This window comes from Labilibaculum euxinicum, from assembly GCF_963678175.1.
Lineage (GTDB): Bacteria > Bacteroidota > Bacteroidia > Bacteroidales > Marinifilaceae > Labilibaculum > Labilibaculum euxinus.
Window position 1 is genome coordinate 1,471,179 of the sequence record NZ_OY782756.1, and the last position, 21,930, is coordinate 1,493,108.

Sequence of the window (21,930 nt, forward strand, 5' to 3'; positions counted from 1 at the left end):
AAGCATCAATAGTGTTTATCATTATTGATAAAGACTTAGGTTTTGTCTATGAACTGGTACTGAAAAACAAAAGGGTGCTCTGCTTAAGAACACCCTCTGATTTAACCGCCTCAAATTGCTATAAATTTTTATCCGGATATAAATCTTCCCACCATTTTGGCTGGTTTTTTAAGTGTTTTGCGAAATAGGCAAATATGGTGTTGTTCCAAAGTATTCGTTGGGTATAATTCTTGATGTGATGATCTTGATTTTTTACCTGAACAAAATCGACATCTTTCCCCAGCAATTTTAATGCCTGATACATTTGAATGCTTTCACCAAGAGGTACATTCGTGTCAACACTTCCGTGAATTAGTAACATTGGTGTTGCAACTTTATCAGCATTGAATAATGGACTTTGATCGATATACAATTTTCGATTGTTCCATGGAAATGATTTGCCGGAAGCATTCACACTATAGGAATATCCCCAATAACCTTCGCCCCAGTAACTGGTAATGTCGCTAATACCGGCATGCGAAATGGCGGCTGCAAAAATATCGGTTCTGGTTTGCAGCAACATGGTCATAAATCCACCGTAGGATGCTCCAATACAGCCAACATGATCTGCATCAGCAAAGGAATGGGCTTTTAAGAATTTTTTGGTTCCTTCAATAATTTCATCAGCAGTGGTAATTCCCCAGTTGTTTTGGTGTTCTGCTGAGAATTCCTGCCCAAAACCAACGGCTCCGCTTGGCTGAAGCAGATAAACAACATATCCCATTGATGCATAAAGATTCAAAGGATATCGGCCACCGTAACTTCTTTCAACAGGTGATGTACCTGCATAATAGTTTACAATTACCGGATATTTTTTGTTGGAATCGAAATTTGGAGGATAGTAAACTCTTCCAATAATGGTTTTGCCATCTTCTTTGGTGAAATTCCAGTCTTCTGTTTTTCCAAATTTCACGTTTTTTAGATTCTCTTTTTGCGGATCGGAGATCAGTTTACTTGTATTCGAAGCCAATTCATAAACAAAAGCTTTGTAAGGTGAAGATATGCTGCATGCTGTACAGGCAATGTTTTTTCCGTCGGCCGAAAGGCTAAAGTTGCCAATAACATCTGAATTTATTTGTAAAGCGTTGAATTCCTTATTCGCTGGTTGGTAACGATACAGCTGGATGTAATCTTTATCATTTGCTTTCAAATAAATATTCATATCACTTTTGTTCCACACAGCCTGGTTAACCGATGGGTCGAAATGAATTGTAATTGGATCGGCTTTTTTGTTTTTCAGATCGAAAATGTACAATTGTCCGTCGTAATTATTGGCTAATGGCTGTTTTCCAATGTTTTCGCCAAGTTTTCCAAAGCAGGAAGGACCTGCCTGAACCAAAAGCTGAGTGCCGTCAGGAGAGTATTGTGCCGAACCACCAAAAAGTTTGTCTTTCCAGATGGTATCAATCTCGAAAGTTTCGAGGTTCATCTGATAAAGATTTTGTTTATCGTAGGGATATTCCTCGTAATCGGGACGTGATTGAGAAAAAAGAATGTATTTGCTGTCGGGACTGATATCCTGCAAGCCGGTTGTTATCGTTCCATAAGTTAAGCGTTGCTTTACGCCGCTGGCAACATCCAGTTTGTATAAGAAACTTCGGGTTCGAAACCAAGGCAAACGATCTTCCATTCCTTGAATTTTTCTGATCTTCCAATCTTCCGAATAATCTTTCGTTACTGAGAAAATGATTTGTTTTCCATCGGGAGTCCAGTTGTAATCCGAAAAATCAGCAATACTATTGGCTATTTCCGTTTCTCTTCCGTTTTCAAAATCAAAAATAAAAAGGCTTGTTTTTTCGTTGTATTCTTTGGTGTACGAAATACGGTTTCCTGTAGGCAGCCACTGAATATTTGCCAGTTGACTTCCCCGAAAGGTGTATAAGATTTTTCCGCTCTCAATTTCCTGAATTTCTTTCCAGTTCTCACTATTGTCCGATGGAGGAAGTGTTCTGCTGTAACTAAGTAAGGCAAATTTACCATCAGAAGATAATTCGATGTTTCGTACATTTTCGCCATCCAATATTTTATGAATGGTAACGCTTTGTTGCGGCGATAAGGATAATTTTATATTGTTTTCATCCCAGGGCTTATTTGGAGTAATACCAAGTTTAAAGTCGTTCTTTTTCCCGCTTATAACTTTTACAAGGATGCAGTGTTTTCCGGGCTCAATCTTAAGTTCTTCCGAAAGCTCCTTGGCATCATCAGTTTCTGCCTTGTAGTGTGAAATTTTTTTTTCTCCATCGATATACACTTCAAGAAGCGGATAGGCTTCTACAATTAATTTTGCTTGCATCCATTCATCCGCAGAGAAATAAGACGCATAAAACAAAAGACTGTTTTCGGCAGATTTGCTGCCTGTAAAACCTTTTTTATTGGTGGTTGTTTTGCTCCATTGTAAGTTTTCACCGTTCCACTTTAAATTGTCTTTTTCAGCAGGTTGAAGTTCATCTATTTCAAGCTGATTGTCCTGTAAAAGGTTTTGTAATTCGAAGGTTTTTCCTTCGATGTTTTTTGTAGAGTGGAAAGCTGGTAGTTGTAAACTTACAGGATCGGTTTGAAGCCAGTTTTCAATTGTAATGCTTTTGCTGTTCTCTTTTTGTGCGAAGCTGCATGTGGTTGCAGTTAGCAGTACTATCATTGTAGGTACAAAATATTTTTTCATCTGTTTATAATTTTAAATTTTTGTCAGATAGCCTGTCCCGAACTTGTTTCGGGAGAATTTAGCATGCTGAGATTATCATTTCCCAGTGTGTTAAAATCGCTTTGGCATTTTAAACATCAATACTATGGAATTTTAGTTTGATAAAAAAGGATATTTATTGGGAAACCAGTCCTTTTTAGATATCTGTGCCGTTTAACACGATAAGTGTAAATTCATTTGTTTTTTATTCAATATTCAGGGAGTTGTAAAAAAAATAAAGGTCAAGTTATAATGAATTAATGAAAATGACTTATATTTGTTTTACTTAAAAAACGGAGGAAAGCTATGAATACAATTGTCACATCATCACCTTGCACTTATAAGAGCTAAATCAGCTTAAGCTTTCCGTATTCACATTATTTTTTATTTTTTTTATTGTAACGGGGGTGAAAGCCACCCGATACGTATATCAACACACCTAAAATTTTGGAGGGTAAATTATGAGCACATCAATGTATTGTTGCGGGCAAGCCACGGTGAAAGATCCGGTTGGCAATAAAACAAATTGTTTTAGAATAAGAGAAAGAGTAAACGAGTTTATTGAACATCAAAAACGAAAACAGAATGCACCATAATATAAGAGTAAGGGAAGGAATTTTAAATCAATTAAATAAGCTTGGGAGACTGTGGAACTATTTTCTGGAGGCACTCTCGGGAAGTGAAAAAATATATACCAACGGGAAGATTAGCAAAGCGCTTTTTATGCTTTCGATTCCTATGGTATTGGAAATGATTTTTGAATCGGTATTTGCTGTGGCCGATATATTTTTCGTTTCCAAATTGGGTGACGACGCTGTGGCTACAGTAGGAATTACCGAGTCGGTGATCACCATTGTGTATGCAATAGGTTTTGGCTTATCGATGGCAACAACCGCTTTGGTTGCCCGGCGCATAGGCGAGAACAAACCAGAAGAAGCATCAAAGGTTTCATTTCAGGCCATTGTAACAGGTGTGTTTGTATCTGTATTTATTGCGTTTGCCGGGATTTTTTACTCGAAGGATTTATTGGCTTTAATGGGAGCTAATTCAACCATTGTGAATGAAATGTCGGGCTATGCGACCATTATTTTGGGAAGTAACGTGATTATCATGCTTCTTTTCATCAACAATGCCATATTTCGTTCGGCGGGTGATGCTGCTTTATCGATGAGGGTATTAATTGTTGCGAATTGTTTGAATCTTGTTTTGGATCCATTGTTGATTTTTGGTTGGGGACCAATCCCGGCCATGGGAGTAGAAGGAGCCGCTATTGCTACAAGTCTGGGACGAGGCTTGGCGGTAGTTTACCAATTTGCTATGCTTGGCAAGGGAAAAGGGAGGATTCATTTAAAATGGAAACATATTCAGCTAAAATGGGCGACAATTAAACAATTGGTCAGCTTATCGGTTGGAGGAATAGGGCAAAGCATCATTGCTACATCGAGCTGGATTGGCTTGATGAGGATCATGGCAGAATTTGGAAGTGCAGCCATAGCCGGTTACACCATTGCCATTCGGCTGCTGATATTCATTCTTCTGCCTTCCTGGGGATTGAGCAACGCTGCCGCAACATTGGTTGGTCAGAACTTGGGAGCAAATCAGCCGGAAAGGGCTGAGAAATCGGTTTGGGCTGCAGGAAAAATTAATGTTGTATTTTTGGGCATAATGGGAATTGTATTTTACTTGTTTCCACGTTTTTTTATCGAATTGTTTACACCTGATCAATTCATTGTTGCTAATGGAATTCAGGCTTTGCAGATAATCAGCATGGGGTTTGTTTTTTATGGTTTGGGAATGGTGCTGTTGAATGCAATAAACGGAGCCGGTGATACCCGGACACCAACCTATTTCAATCTGATTAGTTTCTGGATTATTGAAATTCCACTTGCTTATTTCCTGGCCATTCAATTGGGTTGGGATCAAAAGGGAGTATTTTATTCGATAATAATAGCAGAAATGACGCTTACATTAATAGCCCTTTTTTGGTTTAAACAAGGGAAGTGGAAGTTGATGAAAGTATAGTGAATAAAGCCTGAGGAACAACGAATGTTTCTTCAGGCCTTTTTTACAGTGAAACAGTTAATAGCCGGATTTTGGTTACTAAGCAGAGAAATTTTGTTTTATAATGAAGGAGAATACCGCATAGTGAGGCAGCGTTTGAAGGATGCTTACCGCAAAAAGTTGCGATGCTGTTCGCAAAAAATTGCGGTAACGTTCGCAACTTTTTGCGGTAAGCATAAAATGTGAAGGCTATGGTTTGTGATCGTTTTTTTCAAAATAGCTGTTCAATTAACTGACATTGCATATTCAAATGTTGTGTTGGGAATTAATTCTAAATAAAAATCCCTCTTAAAGCAATTTAAGAGGGATTTTCTGTTTGTTTTGAATGATTATCTTCTCTCCAGCTGCACAATGTTCTCCACATGATGTGTGTGTGGGAACATGTCAACAGCTTGAACTTTGGTTACTTTGTAGGCTTCGTCCATCATGGCTAAATCGCGTGCCTGAGTTGCTGAATTACAACTTACATACACAATTCGCTTTGGAGCAGCGTGCAGAATTGTTTCTACCACATCGGCATGCATTCCTGCTCTTGGCGGATCAACAATAATGGTATCCGGCTGACCGTGAAGTTCAATAAATTCTTTGGTGAGAACATTTTTCATATCCCCGGCAAAAAATTCGGTGTTGCTGATTCCGTTAATTTCAGAATTCACCTTAGCATCGGCAATGGCCTCGGGAACGTATTCAATACCAATCACTTTTTTTGCCTGTTTAGCAATAAAATTAGCAATGGTTCCGGTTCCGGTATACAAATCGTAAACTACTTCGTCACCTGTTAATTCGGCAAATTCTCGTGTTTTGCAATACAAATTGTAGGCTTGCTCCGAATTGGTTTGGTAGAACGATTTTGGACCAATTTTAAAACGCAGATCTTCCATTTGCTCAAAAATATGATCTTCTCCTTTGTACAGGATGGCTTCCTGATCGGTAATTGAGTCGTTGGCCTTTTTGTTAATCACGTACATTAGCGAGGTAATTTCCGGGAATTTTTCTGCCAGGTGTTTTAGTAATCCTTCTCTCTTCTCAACATCTTCATGGTAAAAAACAACGATAATCATTATATCGTCGGTTGTTGAGGTTCTAATCACTAACGTTCTTAGAAAACCTTCCTGATTCCGGATATCAAAAAAGGATAAATCATTAGCGAAAGCATATTCTTTTATGGCCAAACGAACCGCGTTTGATGGTTCGGGCTGCAGGTGACATTTATTAATATCAACCACCTTGTCGAATAATTTTGGTACGTGAAAACCAAGTGCAGGAGTTCTTTTTATATCATCGCTAAGTGCAATTTCCTCGTTGGTAAGGTAACGCTTGTTCGAAAACGTATATTCCAGTTTATTGCGGTAAAATTCAGTTTTTTCTGATGCCAGAATATCATTTATACCATTCAGTTCTACTTTGCCAATCCGTTCTAAATTGTCAATAACTTCCTGTTGTTTAAATTTTAGTTGTTCTTCGTAGGGTAGATTTTGCCATTTGCAGCCACCGCAAACTCCAAAATGCTCACAAAATGCATCTATTTTCATTGGAGAATGTTTGTGAAAAGCAACAGGATAGCCTTCCATAAAACTTTTGCGCTTCTTGTTGACCTGCACATCAACAATATCGCCAGGTATTACACCGGTAACAAATACAATTTTGTCATCAACTTTACCAATTGCCTTGCCTTCGGCGGCTAACTTCTCTATTACTACTTTTTCCAGAAGTGGTTTTTGCTTTCTATTTCTTCCCACGATTCAATTGTTTTTAAATATGGGCACAAAGATAGATAAAAGTCGAAAGGTCGAAAGGTTGAAAGGCCAAAAAGTCGAATCACATCTTCATTATTATCAGAAATCCCCTAAACTAAAGCCTAAGGGCTAAAAGAGAATCGCTGTTTCTACTTAATTTTATATCTTTACTTCGTATTCCAAAGCCACATTTCAATTTTTATAAAAGTACTATGAACAAGTTACTTGCTGTTTTTGTATTGTTTGTATTGATTTCGTGTGGAACGAAACCAACAACAAAAGTTCCATGTTTTGCATGGGTGGGTGGTCCTGGTGAGGCCACAGATATTGAGTTAAAAGCAAATTTTACTGATTTAAAAGAAAAAGGAATTGATGGTTTGATGTACAACGGAGGTCATGATCCTTTGGTTTATCAACGTGTTGGTAAAATTGCCAAAGAGGCAGGTCTCGAATTTCATACATGGATACCAACTATGGTACAAGGACGTGATGAAAACATTCCTGCGGAATTGTATGCCGTTAATGGAAATGGGGAATCAGCTTGCGAGAAACCTGCTTATGTTGATCATTACACATTCTTGTGTCCGAACAGGGAAGAGGTCTATCAATATTTGTCTGGATTATATACTAAAATAGCTGCCTTGCCGGAAGTTGATGGAATTCATTTGGACTATATCCGTTTCCCGGATGTAATTTTGGCGAAAGGACTTTGGAAGAAGTACGGTTTGGTAATGGATAAGGAGTATCCGGAGTTTGACTATTGTTACTGCGACAAGTGTAAAGCCGATTTCAAAGCTAAAACGGGTATTGAGATTACCAATCAGACCGAAGCAAGAGATATTCAGGAGTGGAAACAATTCCGTCAGGATTTGATCACGAAATTAGTAAACCGTTTGGCTGAGGATGTACATGCGCAAGGAAAAGAAATTACAGCGGCGGTATTTCCCGGGCCTCATTCTCACGCAGTGAAAATGGTTCGTCAGGAGTGGGATAAATGGAATTTAGACGCTTTTTACCCAATGAATTATAACGATTTTTATTTGGAGGGCACAGAATGGGTTGGCAAGATGTGTAAAGAATCATCTGAAAGTGTAAAGGGCGAAAAATCGGTTTACAGTGGTTTATTCATTTGTCCAAAACCGGATTCTAAATCGAAAGAAGCAGACCCTGAAAATCACGGTTTATTGCCGGAGGAATTGGGCGAAGCAATACGCGAGTCGATGGTTAACGGAGCAAAAGGTATTTGTTTGTTTACGCCCGATAGAATGACCGAAGCGCATTGGGTGGAATTTAAAAAAGCGATTTATAAAGATTATTCTAAAAAGTAAAGGGTAATCTTATACCAATTTAATTTCAAAATAGACTTTAATTAAAATGAATTAATTTTTAGCTGAATCGAGGCAAAAAAGTAAAGCACAGCCATGTTACGATGCATCTTTTTTAACGAAGATATAGCTGAAAAGAAACATTTTATATGGCATGATTTGATGTTAATTTGGTATTAAATCTGGAAACAGAAAGGGAGCTCCATTGGAACTCCCTTTTTTATTTTAACACAATTGTGTTTTTAAAGTCTTCAAGCATCGATTTTATTTTGTCAATACTAACATCAGAATGCAGCCAGTTAATAGCTGGTTCGAGTGAACTAAATACTCTTATTGGTATATCGAATACTTCTTTTAAGTCATCAATGAAAAGTATGGTGTTTACAACCTGATTTGGTGTGTTTGTAACAATAGCAATACTGTCAATTTTTAAAGTTAATTCTGATTTCGAATAGAATTCGATAAAAGCATCATTCATTTTATGATAAGGCTTATCGGTATTTTCTTGAATATCAACCAAAATGCTAAATTTAGGCACTTGGCTTAAATTAACTTCAATTTTATTTTTTAATTCAAATACATCTTCAATCTCCGTCTCTCCGCAAAAGCATTCTATCAAAAGCTTATGTTCCTCTACATAGTTGTAATAAGAATTCCCCACTCTATTATTTATTTTGTTAATTAATTGATTTGCATATTCATAGATTGGTTTTTTTAGGGTTTGCAAATGTAATTCTTTTTCTAAAACTACCAAATGATTTTTTCCGGATTGAAGATTAAATGTTAGGTTTGCAAAATATTTAAACACAAACATATAAGCTAAGTATGAATCATTTATTTGTTCCCAATATGGGATGGGTCGATTTTGAGGATATTGTTTTTGATAAGGAGTTGTCGGTTCAAGTAGAGCAGTTTCTAAGAGAGTATGAGCACCTTGAAATACTAAATAGATTTGGTTTGCCCGTAGTGAATAAACTTTTGCTTTTTGGGAAATCAGGTTGTGGAAAAACCATGACTGCCAGGGCTATTGCCAATAAGTTGGGCAAAAAGTTGAAAACGATTAATTTGGGTAATATTGTCTCGTCTAAATTAGGAGAAACCTCAAGAAATATTGCAGCCGCATTTAAAATGGCAGAAACTCAGGAGGCCGTTTTATTTTTCGATGAGTTCGATTCTTTGGGCAAAGAAAGAAACTATGACAATACCGATAGCAGTGAGATGAAACGGGTGGTGAATAGCATGATTCAACAGATTGATTCGTTACCAAAAAACTCGATTCTAATTGCAGCGACCAACCAAATTGACCTAATTGATGAGGCCTTGGTTCGACGTTTTGAGTTGAAGCTGGAATTTCACAACCCATCAAAAATTTATTTGGATCAATTGTACGATCAGTTGATTTCAAAATATCCGAAGGAATATCAGAAAGTAAACCGGATTTATGACATCTCTTTTGCCGAGGCTGAAACCATTGTGATGCTCGAAGTGAAAGAAAATATCATAGAATCAGAATTAATAAAAAAAGCAAAAATTTTGCAGGAAGATAAGCTGACCGTGATTTGTGATAATTAGGATGGTTGTATTTACTGATCAATGATTACGGATAACTGAGAACTGTTGTTATCTTTGTCGCTTTAACAGAAAAACATGAATTAGTATGATCTCTATTAACAATCTTACGGTTGAATTTGGTGGCTTTACCCTTTTTAAGCAAGTAAGTTTTATTGTAAATACTCGCGATCGAATTGGATTGGTTGGGAAGAATGGTGCAGGAAAATCAACTTTGCTAAAAATATTTGCTGGTTTTCAGGCGCCTACAACAGGAACTGTATCATTACCAAATGAGATTAAAATAGGATACTTACCTCAGCAGGTAAATCATATCGACGGTAATACTGTGATGGAGGAAGCTTTGTCAGCTTTTGAAGAGGTTTTGGGCTTGGAAAAGGAAATTGCTGAAATTAATTCAGAGATTGCAGAACGAACCGATTATGAATCGGAAGAGTACATGAAGCTGATAGAAAGATTGACGGATAAAAATGATCGCTACCATATGATGGGTGGTGAAAATATCGAGGCCGAAGCTGAGCGTACTTTACTTGGATTGGGATTTTTAAGAAGTGATTTTATTAGACAGACTACAGAATTTAGCGGGGGATGGAGAATGCGGGTAGAATTGGCAAAAATTCTGTTGCGCCGCCCACATGTTTTCCTTCTTGATGAGCCAACAAATCATTTGGATATTGAATCAATTCAGTGGCTGGAGGATTTTTTGAAAACTTATCCGGGAGCCGTAGTATTGGTGTCTCATGACCGGGCATTTTTGGATAATATTACCAATAGAACCGTTGAAATTTCTGTTGGTAAAATATACGATTACAAAGTTCCCTATTCACAATATGTTGTTTTGCACGCAGAGCGTCGCGAACAGCAAATGAAAGCCTACATTAATCAGCAAAAACAAATAAAAGATACTGAAGACTTTATTGAGCGTTTTCGATATAAGGCAACAAAATCAGTTCAGGTTCAGTCCCGTATCAAGCAATTGGATAAAATTGACCGTATCGAGATTGACGAGGAGGATAGCTCGAAACTAAGCCTGAAATTTCCTCCGGCGCCACGATCTGGCGATTTGGTTTGTGAGGTGAAAAATTTGAGCAAAGCATATGGTGATCATTTGGTTTTAAATGAGCTTGAATTTGTAATTGAGAGAGGTGAAAAACTTGCTTTTGTGGGTAAGAATGGAGAAGGGAAATCGACACTGGTAAAAGTCTTGATGGGCGAACTAGAGCATACGGGTACATGTAAGTTGGGACACAATGTAAAGATTGGCTATTTTGCTCAAAATCAGGCTCAGATGTTGAACGAAAACAAATCGGTATTTGAAACGATTGATGATGTTGCTGTTGGAGATGTTCGAACTAAGATTCGTGATATTTTGGGTGCTTTCATGTTTCGGGGCGAGGATATTGATAAAAAAGTGAAGGTTTTATCGGGAGGAGAGCGTTCCCGTTTGGCTATGATTCGCTTGCTTTTGGAACCCGTGAACCTTCTTGTACTCGATGAACCTACCAACCATTTGGATATGAGATCGAAAGATGTTTTGAAAGAAGCATTGAATCAATTTGATGGTACGGTAATCGTCGTTTCTCACGATCGTGAATTTTTAAATGGTTTGTCATCAAAAGTGTACGAGTTTACCAATAAAAAGATAAAGGAACATTTGGGAGGAATCTATGATTTTCTGCAAACCAAGAAAATGGATTCTTTAAAGGAATTGGAAGTGAAGAAAGCTGTTTCTGTAGTTCAGGCAGATGCTGCGCCTTCTGATAATAAGTTGAATTATTTGGAGCGGAAAGAGATGAATAAGAAGATCTCTAAAATGGAAAGAGCTGTTTCAAATTCAGAAGATAATATAGCACGATTTGAAGAGCAAATAGCACAGATGGAAGAGTTACTTGCAAATCCTGAAAATATGCAGGATCAGTCACTTTTTTCAAGATATGAAAAAGCCAAAAAAGATCTTGAAAAAGAAATGTCTGATTGGGAGAATTTAAATGAAGAATTAGAGCAGCTAATTGCTGAAAAAGGGGAATAGTAAATTTTAAAGTTCGAAGTGTTGATTTTTAGATAATTACTATCTTGGAACAAAAATGATGACCTCACTTTCTGCAAAGCCAACCTTATCCAATGAAAGAATTCAATCTCTCGATATACTTCGGGGATTTGCTCTTTTAGGAATTTTGTTGATAAATATTCAGTTGTTTGGGCTTCCCAATGCCTCTTTTTCCAACCCATTAGTAATGGGAGAGTTGTCTGCATCCGATTATATATTCTATTATTTCGTGAATGTATTTGGTGAATTGAAGTTTATGACCATTTTCTCTATTTTATTTGGTGCAGGTATTCTGCTGTTCATTAACCGGCTAAATGACAAGGGATTTGATGGTTCAAAATTTCACATTCGACGCATGATGTGGTTGCTGCTATTTGGAATACTGCATGCTTATTTAATTTGGTTTGGAGATATTTTGGTTGCTTATGCCATTGTGGGTTTGGTTGCAGTTTTACTTCGGGAAATGAAAGATCAGTGGAAAATTGTACTATGCGTAGTACTATATCTAATTCCAATGGGATTTTTTTATTTAGTAGGTAGTTTTTTTGAAAGTATGCCACCCGAAATGGCAAAGGAATCCATGGCAGATTTTAGTCCTGGTCCAGAATTAGTAGCAGCAGAAATAGATTTGTATCAAATAGGAAGTTGGTTCGATATTTTTGTGAAAAGAGCTCAGTTAAATATGAACTATCAAGTAGGTTCATTTTTCATGCTGTCTTTATGGAGAACAACCGGAGTAATGCTCTTGGGAATGGTATTGCTGAATAATGGAGTATTGGCAGCAAAAAAGTCGAAACTTTTTTATTTTGTAATGGCAATTTTAGGTATTAGTGTGGGAACTTTATTTTCAAACGAAGGATTTCATCGTATTGTTGAAACTAAATGGGAGGTAATTCATTTCTTTAAATACGGTTATCAGTTCAATTATTTTGGCAGTTTATTTTCCTCATTGGGCTATATTGGTTTGATCATTCTGATTTATCAATTGAAAATTTTGCGTTTTTTAACAAAAGGTTTTGAAGCAGTTGGTCGAATGGCTTTTACGAACTACCTTTGTCAATCCATAATTTGTTCCATTATTTTTTATAGTTATGGTTTTGGAATGTTTGCACGTTACTCAAGAATAGAATTATTGATTTGGGTTTTGTTAATCTGGACTTTTCAATTGATTTTTTCCATTATTTGGTTGAAATATTATAAAATGGGACCATTTGAATGGTTGTGGCGATATCTGACATATAAGGAAAAGCCTCAATTATTAATGAATGTAAAACACCAATAAGCAAATTAATCGATGGCTAAACAAAGACAAGAGATGTTGTTCGGAATCAGAGCAACAATGGAAGCAATAAAAAGTGAAAAGGAAATTGAAAAGGTATTGATCAAAACAGGATTAGCAGGTCCTTTGTTTCAAGAATTATTCGATTTAATTCGCGAAAAGGGAGTTGAATATCAATTTGTTCCTGTTGAGAAGTTGAATTCTTTGGATCAACATAACAATCAGGGGGTTGTTGCTTTAATTGTTCCAATTCCTTATCAGGAAATAGAAGAAATTGTACCTGAACTTTTTGCTCAGGGTAAAACACCACTTTTATTGCTTTTAGATGAAATTACAGATGTGCGTAACTTTGGTGCTATTGCTCGTTCTGCTGAATGTGCTGGTGTACATGCCATTGTAATTCCTTTTAAGAATTCAGCAAAGATTACTCCTGATTCTATAAAAACATCCGCCGGAGCTTTGTATAACATACCTGTTTGCAGGGTTCAAAATTTAAAGACTCTTGCCCGTTATTTGAAGAAAGAAGGAATTCGAATTATCGCAGCAACCGAAAAGGCTGAAAAAGTTTATACTGAAGGTGATTTTACATTAGCAACAGCTATTGTTATGGGATCGGAAGATGTTGGTATTGAGGATGCTTTGCTGCGCTTGGCTGACGAGCAGGTTAAAATTCCAATTGTCGGTTCAATTCAATCTTTGAATGTATCTGTTGCAGCATCTTTAATGGTATACGAGGCAGTGAGACAAAGAAGTTAGTCTTCTAAAAAAACATAGATTTGAACGCAGAAATTTAATTTCTGCGTTTTTTTATTGACATTAATCCATCCTAAACTGATTTTTGGATGTCTAATATATAAAGGCTTGTATTTATATTAGATTTTGAAGAATTATGAAAGGGATTTTAACATCAGTATTAGTATTTGTGTCTTTGTTTTTATCAGCTCAGGAATTTGATGAAGTGATAAACAAGGCAAACAGTAAATTTTTTGATGAGCACTATCAGGATGCACTGAAGGATTACCAGGCATTGATAGAAAGTGGTATCGGAGATAATTTTCAGCGTTCATGGGCATTTGGTTACGTTGGAGTATGCCAGCAGGAACTTGGTAAAATAGAGGAAGCTAAAAAGAATTACAGAATTGCAATGGATATGGGGAATTCTGGTGTAAGTTTTTATTCCAGGCTGTTGGCAATATATAAATCGGAAAATGATGTGAAGGGACAGGAATTTGTTTTGAAGGCAAAAATGAAGAATATCCCGCATGAATATAAGCAAACGGTTAAGATTCTTGCGTTTCTGTATGTGAATTCAGAACAATTTGAAAAACTATTACCGGTTTGTGATGAATTGATTGAGTGGTATCCTGAAAATTACAAGTATCATTATTTTAAAGCAATTTCTTATCAGAAATTAAATGATATTGAGAAGGCTAAACCGGAGTATCGTAAAGCAATTGAACTAAAGCCCAATGATGTGAATTCAAATATGAACTTGGGAATTATTTTGTTTTTGAAGGCTAATTCAGAGTATGATTCTGTAGTTGAGAATTATGAGGCGATTGCAAAACCAAGTGATAATGATTATCAACAATGCAAAAGTAAATTGGCTTTAGCCAGAAATAAAATGCGTGAAGCTGAACCATTTTTATTAGCGGCTTATAATTCGAAACCTAATTTGAACCTGAAAAACGCATTGTTTAATTTATATCGGAAATGTCAGGAATATAAAAAATCTGAATATTACCAGTAAAGGTCTATTGAAGAAAATAAATTCTGACCTCGAATAGTCAGTCTGTCTTAAAAAAGAATTACCCGAATCAAACGAATTTGATCGGGTAATTATCTATAGTAATCTTAGGGTTAGAATGCAGTTTGATTCTGACTTCTGAATGTTGTCTATCTCCTCTGTCTCCCTGTGTGTTTCAGATTCAGCTCCGCTAATTTGCTAAAATTAATTTTGGATTGCAAACCTTTTCGAAAATTCTTTTGAAAAAGGTCTTTTTTTTTAAGCATCACTTTAGCTTGTAATTAAACCTTATAAACAAAAGCATTAATATTCATACCAGCACCAACTGAAGCAAAAACAACGTAATCACCTTCATTTAATTTATGATTGTCTAATTTATCTTTGGCAATTTGATCGTAAAGAATTGGTACAGTTGCGACTGAATTATTTCCCATTTCTTTAATAATCATTGGCATTATATCCTTTGGAATATTTTTTTCCTGATACAAACGAAAGAGTCTTTTAGTAATGGCTTCATCCATTTTTTCGTTGGCCTGATGAATAAGAATTCTTTTAATATCCTTAATTCCCAAACCAGCCTTATCAATACTTTCCTTTACTACACCCGGAACATTCGTGATGGCATATTCGTAAATTTTACGTCCGTACATTTTAATGAAAAGACTATTGCTGTTTCCTTCAAAATCGGCATTATCCGAAATGTCAGCACGCAAAAAGAAAGCCTCATTAATCGTGTCGGTTCTCATGGCATGAGATAGTATTCCCGATGCTTCTTCCGCTTCGCATGCTTCCAATATTGCAGCACCGGCGCCATCAGAATAAATCATACTGTCTCTGTCATGCGGATCACAAACTCTTGACAAAGTTTCTGATCCAATAACCATTACCCGTTGCGCATCGCCTGATTTGATATAATAGTCAGCTTGAATCATACCCTGAATCCAACCCGGACATCCAAATAAAATATCGTAAGCTATCGTTTTAGGATTCTCAATTTGAAGAAGATTTTTCACTTTTGCAGCTAAACAAGGCAGCTGATTTGTCAGCGTAGAGTTTGGTTTAACATCTCCAAAGTTTTGGGCAACGATTATATAGTCTAAACTTTCTTTATCTATTTTGGATGATTCCAAAGCATTTTTTGCTGCTAAATAGGCAAGATCAGAGTTTTGTTGATCATCAGAGGCATATTTTCTCTCCGTTATTCCGGTAATATCTTTAAATTTTTCTATTATTACTTCGGGAGATGTTTCAATTTTCTGTCCGTTTGGTTCGAAAAATTCATGATTTAAAAAATGCTCATTTTTAATTTGAACTGTTGGGATATAACTACCCGACCCAACAATTTTCGAAAATCTTTTGGTACTCATTGTTATTGTTTTTGTTTCAAATACTATATGTGCACTTATTTTTAGGTGCACAAATTTTTCTTAAGAGACAATTTTTTAGTGTCCGAAAGACTTGTGTTTATTGATAAGTTGAAAGGTCAACTTACAGTTAGGTATACGTAGCTAAGGTAAATATTTATTTTAAACTTGGTGTTTTTTAAACGAAATTTAGGTGTTCTATTAAAATTTCACCAATCATAAAAGAAATAGGTAATAGTTAAATAAGATAGGTTGAATATGTGTAATGCAAAGGGATTGACTAGTTTACTAATTTCTCTTTTAGGTTTTTATCTGCTGGTTTGTTACAAAGCCATATGCCAAATAGGGCTTGTTTGAATGACAGCCCTCGAATAGATTGTTTTAATTCACCGTTTTTATAGACTAAAGTTCCGTCAGCAGGCGAGTATATAAATTCAAAAACGTCTTTTTTCTCAATACCTCCCAGAAAAACAGAGATAAAATCATCAATTTCCTGTTTAATATTTTCCATTTCACCATTTGTAGCATTCTTAAAACCATCTCTGGTAGCTTTTTCCATTTTTTCTGATGTAATTAATCCGGATATAATTTCTAAGCGGATTCCCATACTCTCATCTGCGGCGATAATTTTTTCAGCATCATTCATATCTTTTGAAAGATACAGGCCCATTGCGTACATGTCCATCCAAAGTTTAACACGAGTTCCTGCTCCTTTTAATTGCAGTTGATGCTCCTTCACAATCAGTTCGTTTGGTAGTTCAACTCCTCCAACTCTTGTTTGAGAAAAACCGTAAAAGCTTGAGAGTAAAATAAAAAGAGTAAGTAGTTTTTTCATCTTTTTTAAGTGATTAGGTTGATGTCTGATGCAATTTTTATTAACTGAATATCAGTTTAGCGTAACACAGGTAAAAGGTAGCAAATATATTTACTAAATAATTAAGCCACAGTGGGTATTGACGCTTATTGGATTTTAAATCTCCGTTTACAATATAAATAAAAGTAAAGAACACTCCAAAAGCCCACATGAGTAAAAAAGGCCAGTTAAAACTTGAAACATCATGTGTTTTGTAGGTTTGTACTACCTGAGGTATTACGCCAATGCTTAAAATAATATTCCCAAACCAACCTAATGATTCAAAGAAATTCAATTTTGGTAATGTTGTTTTCATTCTTAATTTGCTAATTTTTGAAAATCATCTCCAGTTGGATTTTGGAATACTCTTAAATTAAATTCCGGAACAATTGCTAATATATGATCGAAGATGTCAGCTTGAATGGCCTCGTAATTTGCCCATTCCTGGTCGTTTGAGAATACGTATATTTCTAAGGGTAATCCTTTTTCTGATACTTGTAATTGACGCACAAGGAATGTCATATCATTATGAATTTTGGGGTGTTCCTGAAGATAAGCTTCAACATATTTTCGGAAGGTACCAACATTGGTCAATCTTCTTTGATTCACTGGAATTTCACCTTCTGGGTTGTTTGTCCGGATTTCATTCTTTTTTTCAATCAGATAATCCTTTAGTAAACGAATTTTTTCAAAATTTTCGATTTCTTCTTCACTTAAAAAATGAATCGATTTTACATCCAGATTTAGATGGCGTTTTATTCTTCGGCCTCCCGATTCTTCCATTCCTTTCCAATTGTTGAACGATTCAGAAACCAAAGCGTATGTTGGAATGGTACTAATGGTCTTGTCCCAGTTTTGAACTTTAACAGTGTTTAAACTGATATCTATAACAGTTCCGTCTGCTCCTTTTGATGGCATTGAAATCCAATCACCAATATTTACCATCTTGTTGGCAGATAGTTGAATAGAAGCAACAAATCCGAGTATTGTATCTTTAAATATTAATAGAATAACAGCAGCAAAAGCTCCCATTCCAGCAAGAATTGTTAATGGATCTTTCTGAATAAACAGAGCTACAATGGAAATAATTCCCATTGCGTAAAAGAAGATTTTCACAATCTGCAGGAAACCTTTAATCGGTCTGGTTTTACTAATGGGGAGTGTATTGTAAATATCATTTCCAGCATTCAAAAATGTGTCAATCAGCATGATTGCCAATATCACCATATAAACATATGAACTATTTTGGATGAAATTATTTAAGCCTTGATGATCAAGCATTCCTGCACTAAAATATATGATTGCGGCGGGAGCAAAATGTGCGATTTTATTGAATACTTTTCTTTCCAAAAGAATATCATCCCAATTTGTTTTCGTTTTTCGAACCAATTTGGTGATGATTGTGATCAAGATTTTTTTTGCAATAACATCACATATCCATGCAATGAAAATAACAATAGTAATTGCGATGATTGATTGTAGTATTATTGCCCAATATTCGGTTATTCCTTCGTTGATCAACCAATTTTTTAATTGAACGCCCAAGAGTTCTTTCATGAAGTAAAAAGTTATAAATTAAAAATCTAAGATATCTATTCCTTGCAGGAAAAGAAAAGTGTATTCATTATAATTTGTAAATTTAGACTCTAAATGCAAAAACAACTATTATGACGACAAAATCTTTACTGGTATTTGTACTAATTGCAATCTCTTCGGTTTGTTACGGACAAAGTAATTTTGATAAATATTTTGAAAGTAAGACTCTGAGGATTGATTATATGATGGGGGGCGATGCCAATTCTCAGACTATTTTTCTGAAAGAATTGAAAGAAGAGCCTAATTGGGGAGGAAGTAAAATCAATTTAATTGATCAGTTTGGATATGGAACATTCCGTTTTAAACTTTTTGATGTGGAGTCCGGAGAATTAATTTATTCAAAGGGTTTTAACTCTTTGTTTCAGGAATGGCAGTCAACTGCCGAAGCAAAAGAATTAAAAAGAGCATTTTATCAGGTAAACGTAATGCCTTATCCTAAAAAAACAGTACGATTTGTGTTGGAATCCAGAAACTGGGATGGCAGTATGGAGAAAATATGGGAATATAAGATTGACCCGACTAATTATTTTATTGGTAAAGAAAAGCCCCGGAGTGTTTCATTTACAAAGATTATGGGAGATGGTGATCCTGCGGAAAGTGTAGATATTGCTTTTATAGCGGAAGGGTATACTGCTGATGAAATGGAAAAATTTAGGGCGGATGCCAAACGTGTAGCTGGTTATTTGCTTGATGTACCTCCATTTAACAGATATGCAGACCGATTTAATATATATGCTTTAGAAGCCGTTTCGGAAGATTCAGGAACTGATATTCCGGGCGAAAATATCTATAAAAACACGGCTGTAAATACTACTTTTTATACTTTCGATGTCGACCGTTACCTAACAACTTTTGATATTAAATCCATACATGATATTTCTGCAAATGTTCCTTACGATCAGATATTTGTGCTGATTAATACCGATAAGTACGGTGGAGGTGGATTCTACAATTATTATTCAAGTTGTTCGGCCGATAATGTATTGTCCTACGAGGTGTCGAGTCATGAATTTGGTCACGGGTTTGCCGGTTTGGGAGATGAGTATTATTCATCGGAAGTGGCATACGAAGATTTTTATAATCTGGAAATTGAACCTTGGGAGCCAAATATTACCACTTTGGTTAATTTTGAGTCGAAATGGAAAAATATGCTTGATGATTCGATTCCGGTTCCTACACCCCGAACGAAAGATTTTATTGATAATTTAGGTGTGTTTGAAGGCGGTGGTTATATGGCCAAAGGGATTTATTCTCCCATGCAGGATTGCAAAATGAAATCGAATCAAATGAAACATTTCTGCCCGGTTTGTGAGAAAGCTGTGGAGCAGGTGATACTGTTTCATATTGGAAAATAAGTGATATCAAGACCTCTATCAGAAAATAAAAAAATGCGCTCCAAACCGGGGCGCATTTTTTGCAGATGATCTGGGTTACTTATTTTTCTTCTTCTTGTTTTTTAGCAATTCCGTAGAAAACCAGTAAGGCAAGTCCACCGAATAAAAAGATCATAGAAAAGTAAGATACTTCTTCATTTAAACTTGTGTAAGCATCTAAGATGTTTCCAATTAGAATTCCAATTGCAAGACCAATTAAAAGAACACCGTATTTTAAGCTTTCTAAAGTACTGCACTTTTTTTCTCCAACTAAAAGGTTGATATCCATGCCTTTTTCAATTAAAGCTTGTCTTTCTTTGTGACGGTGCACTAAGAAAACGATCAAAGGAATGATTCCAAATACAGAAATGATTGCTACTACTCCTGTTATATCCATGATTTAAGTTTTAAGATTAAACTGTTATTATTTTATTGATTGTGAATGAAAACCAAAGCTTGATTTTTGCATTCAACTTTATGACGCCACCTTATTCAAACAGGTTACAAATATTTTAAGATTTTTTTAACGCTTACAATTATTTCAATAAAAAGCATTGTCTTAACTTGCTATTAATGAATTGAAAAAAAAATATTGAATTTATAGAATAAGCTGTAACCGATTTTAGATCCTTTGCGTCTAAGTTGTAGATGGTTCAATAAAAAGGAAAAAAGAAGTGAATCAACGCAACATTATGAAACGAAACGATGTCTTTTTAGTTGATGACCTTGTTTTTCTAAATTGAAAGCACAATCTGTATATGAAGTTTCAAAAGGATAGCTATTATATAGCCAAGATTAGAGAAGGAGATCCCGGGGCATATGCTTTTCTTGTAAATAAATACAAGAAGATGACATTTAATGTTGCCTTACAATTGATGGGAAATCGTGAAGATGCCGAAGAAATTGCTCAAGATGCATTTTTGAAAGCATATCAGGCCTTGGATAGCTATAAGGGAGATGCAAAATTTTCAACCTGGATATATCGAATCATTTACAATGCAGCGATATCGCGTTTAAGAAAGAAAAAATTAGATGTAAGCTCTATTGATGATGATTTTACAAGTTCGGTAAATGTAAAATCGACTCAATCAGCCTTGCAGGAAGTAAGAAATATAGAAAGGAAAAAATACCTTTCCGAAGCATTGAACAGGTTACCTGCTGATGAAAGGTGTCTGATTACTCTGTTTTATCTGGAAGAAAATTCGGTAGATGAGGTTTGCTCTATTACCGGTTTAAGTGCTTCCAATGTTAAGGTGAAATTGCATCGTGCAAGAAAAAAGCTTTATACTCTGTTGGAGTTGGCTTTACATGGTGAATTAAAAACGATATTATAGATATTCGAAAGAATATAAAATTAGACTACAATGAGCAAAAAAGAAGATATCTATAAAGATGATTTTATCAAAGAATTGATAAAGGATGTTGAGTTGGAGGATCCTTCTGCTCAATTTACGAATAGGGTTATGGATATGGTAATGCAGGATTGGCTTGCAAAACCGATTGAAATGAAGAAGCCGATTTCGAGAAATCAATGGATTTGGATAAGCGGACTTATTTTACTTGTTGTACTTATTCTTTTGGGCACTGATGTGAGAACTTTAATTAGTTCTGCTGAGAATCCGTTTTTACATCAGCTTGATGCTGTATTATTACAACCAATTAATCAGGTTTTAACGAAAGTATTTGATAGTTTAATAAAACTTCCGGTAATGGTTTACATTGTTGCTGTTTCTTTTGGAGGATTAGCGGCTTTTGATAGAATTGTTAATAAATTATTGCATCATTAATAGGAGAGCAAACACAGTCGGTATTGTATCGGCACTTCAGTAATATTTGATTTTTTTAATTGAAAAAACCGCACTTTTCAGTGCGGTTTTTGTATTTTCTAAAAAGGAAGATCATCTTCTTCCGGTGCAGGAGGAACGTCCTCTGCTCTAAATTCAGGCATTTCAGGAACAGGGGAACCAGCAGCTTGTACTTTTTCAATTCTCCAAGCTTCAAGATTCGAAAAGTAGTTTACTTTTCCATCTTTTTCCCATTTACGACCACGAACATTAAAAGAAACTTTAATTTCTTCGTACAAAGAAATTGTTTCCAATAAATCGCATCGATCCTGTGTTAGTTGAAATTTAATAAAATCATTCCATTCAGAATTTCTTTCGTTTTCAACTTCAATAACAAATTCTCTTTTTTTGAAACGATCGCTGATTGATTGAGTTTCCTCTTTCACGATCATTTTACCATTAATTTCAAAATTCATA

19 protein-coding genes are annotated in these 21,930 nt (G+C 35.6%); 10 read left to right on the forward strand and 9 right to left on the reverse strand.

Annotated elements, in window-relative coordinates; genetic code table 11:
• Positions 1–118 precede the first annotated feature (118 nt).
• Positions 119–2,701 (reverse strand): S9 family peptidase, encoded by a 2,583-nt coding sequence (locus tag ACY0M5_RS06280; protein WP_461631159.1) that lies wholly within the window; start codon positions 2,699–2,701, stop codon positions 119–121.
• Positions 2,702–3,304: 603 nt separating this feature from the next.
• On the opposite strand from ACY0M5_RS06280, the gene ACY0M5_RS06285 reads away from it, so the two are divergent.
• Positions 3,305–4,741, forward strand: coding sequence for an MATE family efflux transporter (locus ACY0M5_RS06285; protein ID WP_461631160.1), 1,437 nt, complete (start codon positions 3,305–3,307; stop codon positions 4,739–4,741).
• A gap of 368 nt (positions 4,742–5,109) precedes the next feature.
• Here ACY0M5_RS06285 and rlmD read toward each other — a convergent pair whose 3' ends face one another.
• Positions 5,110–6,519 carry a 23S rRNA (uracil(1939)-C(5))-methyltransferase RlmD gene (rlmD, locus tag ACY0M5_RS06290; protein WP_124993167.1) on the reverse strand — a complete coding sequence of 470 codons (1,410 nt, stop codon included), beginning with the start codon at positions 6,517–6,519 and terminating at the stop codon, positions 5,110–5,112.
• A 209-nt stretch (positions 6,520–6,728) separates the two neighbouring features.
• Between rlmD and ACY0M5_RS06295 the strand changes: the two genes are divergently transcribed.
• Positions 6,729–7,844, forward strand: a complete 1,116-nt coding sequence (locus ACY0M5_RS06295; RefSeq protein WP_461631161.1) for a glycoside hydrolase family 10 protein — start codon at positions 6,729–6,731, stop codon at positions 7,842–7,844.
• 217 nt (positions 7,845–8,061) lie between these two features.
• Here ACY0M5_RS06295 and ACY0M5_RS06300 read toward each other — a convergent pair whose 3' ends face one another.
• On the reverse strand, positions 8,062–8,655 hold the full coding sequence (locus ACY0M5_RS06300; RefSeq protein WP_461631162.1) for a hypothetical protein: 594 nt from the start codon (positions 8,653–8,655) through the stop codon (positions 8,062–8,064).
• Positions 8,656–8,666: 11 nt separating this feature from the next.
• Here ACY0M5_RS06300 and ACY0M5_RS06305 point away from each other — a divergent pair, with 11 nt between their 5' ends.
• From ACY0M5_RS06305 to ACY0M5_RS06325, 5 genes are all read left to right on the forward strand, one after another.
• Positions 8,667–9,413, forward strand: coding sequence for an AAA family ATPase (locus ACY0M5_RS06305; protein WP_461631163.1), 747 nt, complete (start codon positions 8,667–8,669; stop codon positions 9,411–9,413).
• An 85-nt stretch (positions 9,414–9,498) separates the two neighbouring features.
• Entirely contained in the window at positions 9,499–11,439 is a 1,941-nt protein-coding gene (locus ACY0M5_RS06310) for an ABC-F family ATP-binding cassette domain-containing protein (protein ID WP_461631164.1), read from the forward strand.
• A gap of 58 nt (positions 11,440–11,497) precedes the next feature.
• The gene (locus tag ACY0M5_RS06315; RefSeq protein ID WP_461631165.1) at positions 11,498–12,739 is read left to right on the forward strand and encodes a DUF418 domain-containing protein; all 1,242 of its coding nucleotides are present in this window, start codon (positions 11,498–11,500) and stop codon (positions 12,737–12,739) included.
• 12 nt (positions 12,740–12,751) lie between these two features.
• Entirely contained in the window at positions 12,752–13,492 is a 741-nt protein-coding gene (gene rlmB, locus ACY0M5_RS06320) for a 23S rRNA (guanosine(2251)-2'-O)-methyltransferase RlmB (protein ID WP_124993161.1), read from the forward strand.
• Positions 13,493–13,625: 133 nt separating this feature from the next.
• On the forward strand, positions 13,626–14,486 hold the full coding sequence (locus tag ACY0M5_RS06325; protein ID WP_156195068.1) for a tetratricopeptide repeat protein: 861 nt from the start codon (positions 13,626–13,628) through the stop codon (positions 14,484–14,486).
• Positions 14,487–14,764: 278 nt separating this feature from the next.
• Here the strand turns inward: ACY0M5_RS06325 and ACY0M5_RS06330 are convergent, their stop codons facing one another.
• The 4 genes from ACY0M5_RS06330 to ACY0M5_RS06345 form a co-directional block, all read right to left on the reverse strand.
• Entirely contained in the window at positions 14,765–15,850 is a 1,086-nt protein-coding gene (locus tag ACY0M5_RS06330) for a 3-oxoacyl-ACP synthase III family protein (RefSeq protein WP_461631166.1), read from the reverse strand.
• Positions 15,851–16,127: 277 nt separating this feature from the next.
• Positions 16,128–16,682 carry a chalcone isomerase family protein gene (locus tag ACY0M5_RS06335; RefSeq protein WP_124993158.1) on the reverse strand — a complete coding sequence of 185 codons (555 nt, stop codon included), beginning with the start codon at positions 16,680–16,682 and terminating at the stop codon, positions 16,128–16,130.
• A gap of 40 nt (positions 16,683–16,722) precedes the next feature.
• Positions 16,723–17,016, reverse strand: coding sequence for a PQ-loop repeat-containing protein (locus ACY0M5_RS06340; protein ID WP_101310816.1), 294 nt, complete (start codon positions 17,014–17,016; stop codon positions 16,723–16,725).
• 2 nt (positions 17,017–17,018) lie between these two features.
• On the reverse strand, positions 17,019–18,257 hold the full coding sequence (locus ACY0M5_RS06345) for a mechanosensitive ion channel family protein (RefSeq protein ID WP_124993157.1): 1,239 nt from the start codon (positions 18,255–18,257) through the stop codon (positions 17,019–17,021).
• Positions 18,258–18,367: 110 nt separating this feature from the next.
• On the opposite strand from ACY0M5_RS06345, the gene ACY0M5_RS06350 reads away from it, so the two are divergent.
• A complete protein-coding gene (locus ACY0M5_RS06350; RefSeq protein ID WP_461631167.1) occupies positions 18,368–19,651 on the forward strand; it encodes a M64 family metallopeptidase in 1,284 nt (427 codons plus the stop codon).
• 79 nt (positions 19,652–19,730) lie between these two features.
• Here the strand turns inward: ACY0M5_RS06350 and ACY0M5_RS06355 are convergent, their stop codons facing one another.
• A complete protein-coding gene (locus tag ACY0M5_RS06355) occupies positions 19,731–20,066 on the reverse strand; it encodes a DUF6249 domain-containing protein (RefSeq protein WP_321320873.1) in 336 nt (111 codons plus the stop codon).
• Positions 20,067–20,427: 361 nt separating this feature from the next.
• Between ACY0M5_RS06355 and ACY0M5_RS06360 the strand changes: the two genes are divergently transcribed.
• Positions 20,428–21,003 (forward strand): RNA polymerase sigma factor, encoded by a 576-nt coding sequence (locus tag ACY0M5_RS06360; protein WP_124993154.1) that lies wholly within the window; start codon positions 20,428–20,430, stop codon positions 21,001–21,003.
• A 30-nt stretch (positions 21,004–21,033) separates the two neighbouring features.
• Positions 21,034–21,456 carry a hypothetical protein gene (locus ACY0M5_RS06365; protein WP_124993153.1) on the forward strand — a complete coding sequence of 141 codons (423 nt, stop codon included), beginning with the start codon at positions 21,034–21,036 and terminating at the stop codon, positions 21,454–21,456.
• A 98-nt stretch (positions 21,457–21,554) separates the two neighbouring features.
• On the opposite strand, the gene ACY0M5_RS06370 is transcribed toward ACY0M5_RS06365, so the two are convergent.
• On the reverse strand, positions 21,555–21,929 hold the full coding sequence (locus tag ACY0M5_RS06370; protein WP_124993152.1) for a DUF3127 domain-containing protein: 375 nt from the start codon (positions 21,927–21,929) through the stop codon (positions 21,555–21,557).
• Position 21,930 lies beyond the last annotated feature (1 nt).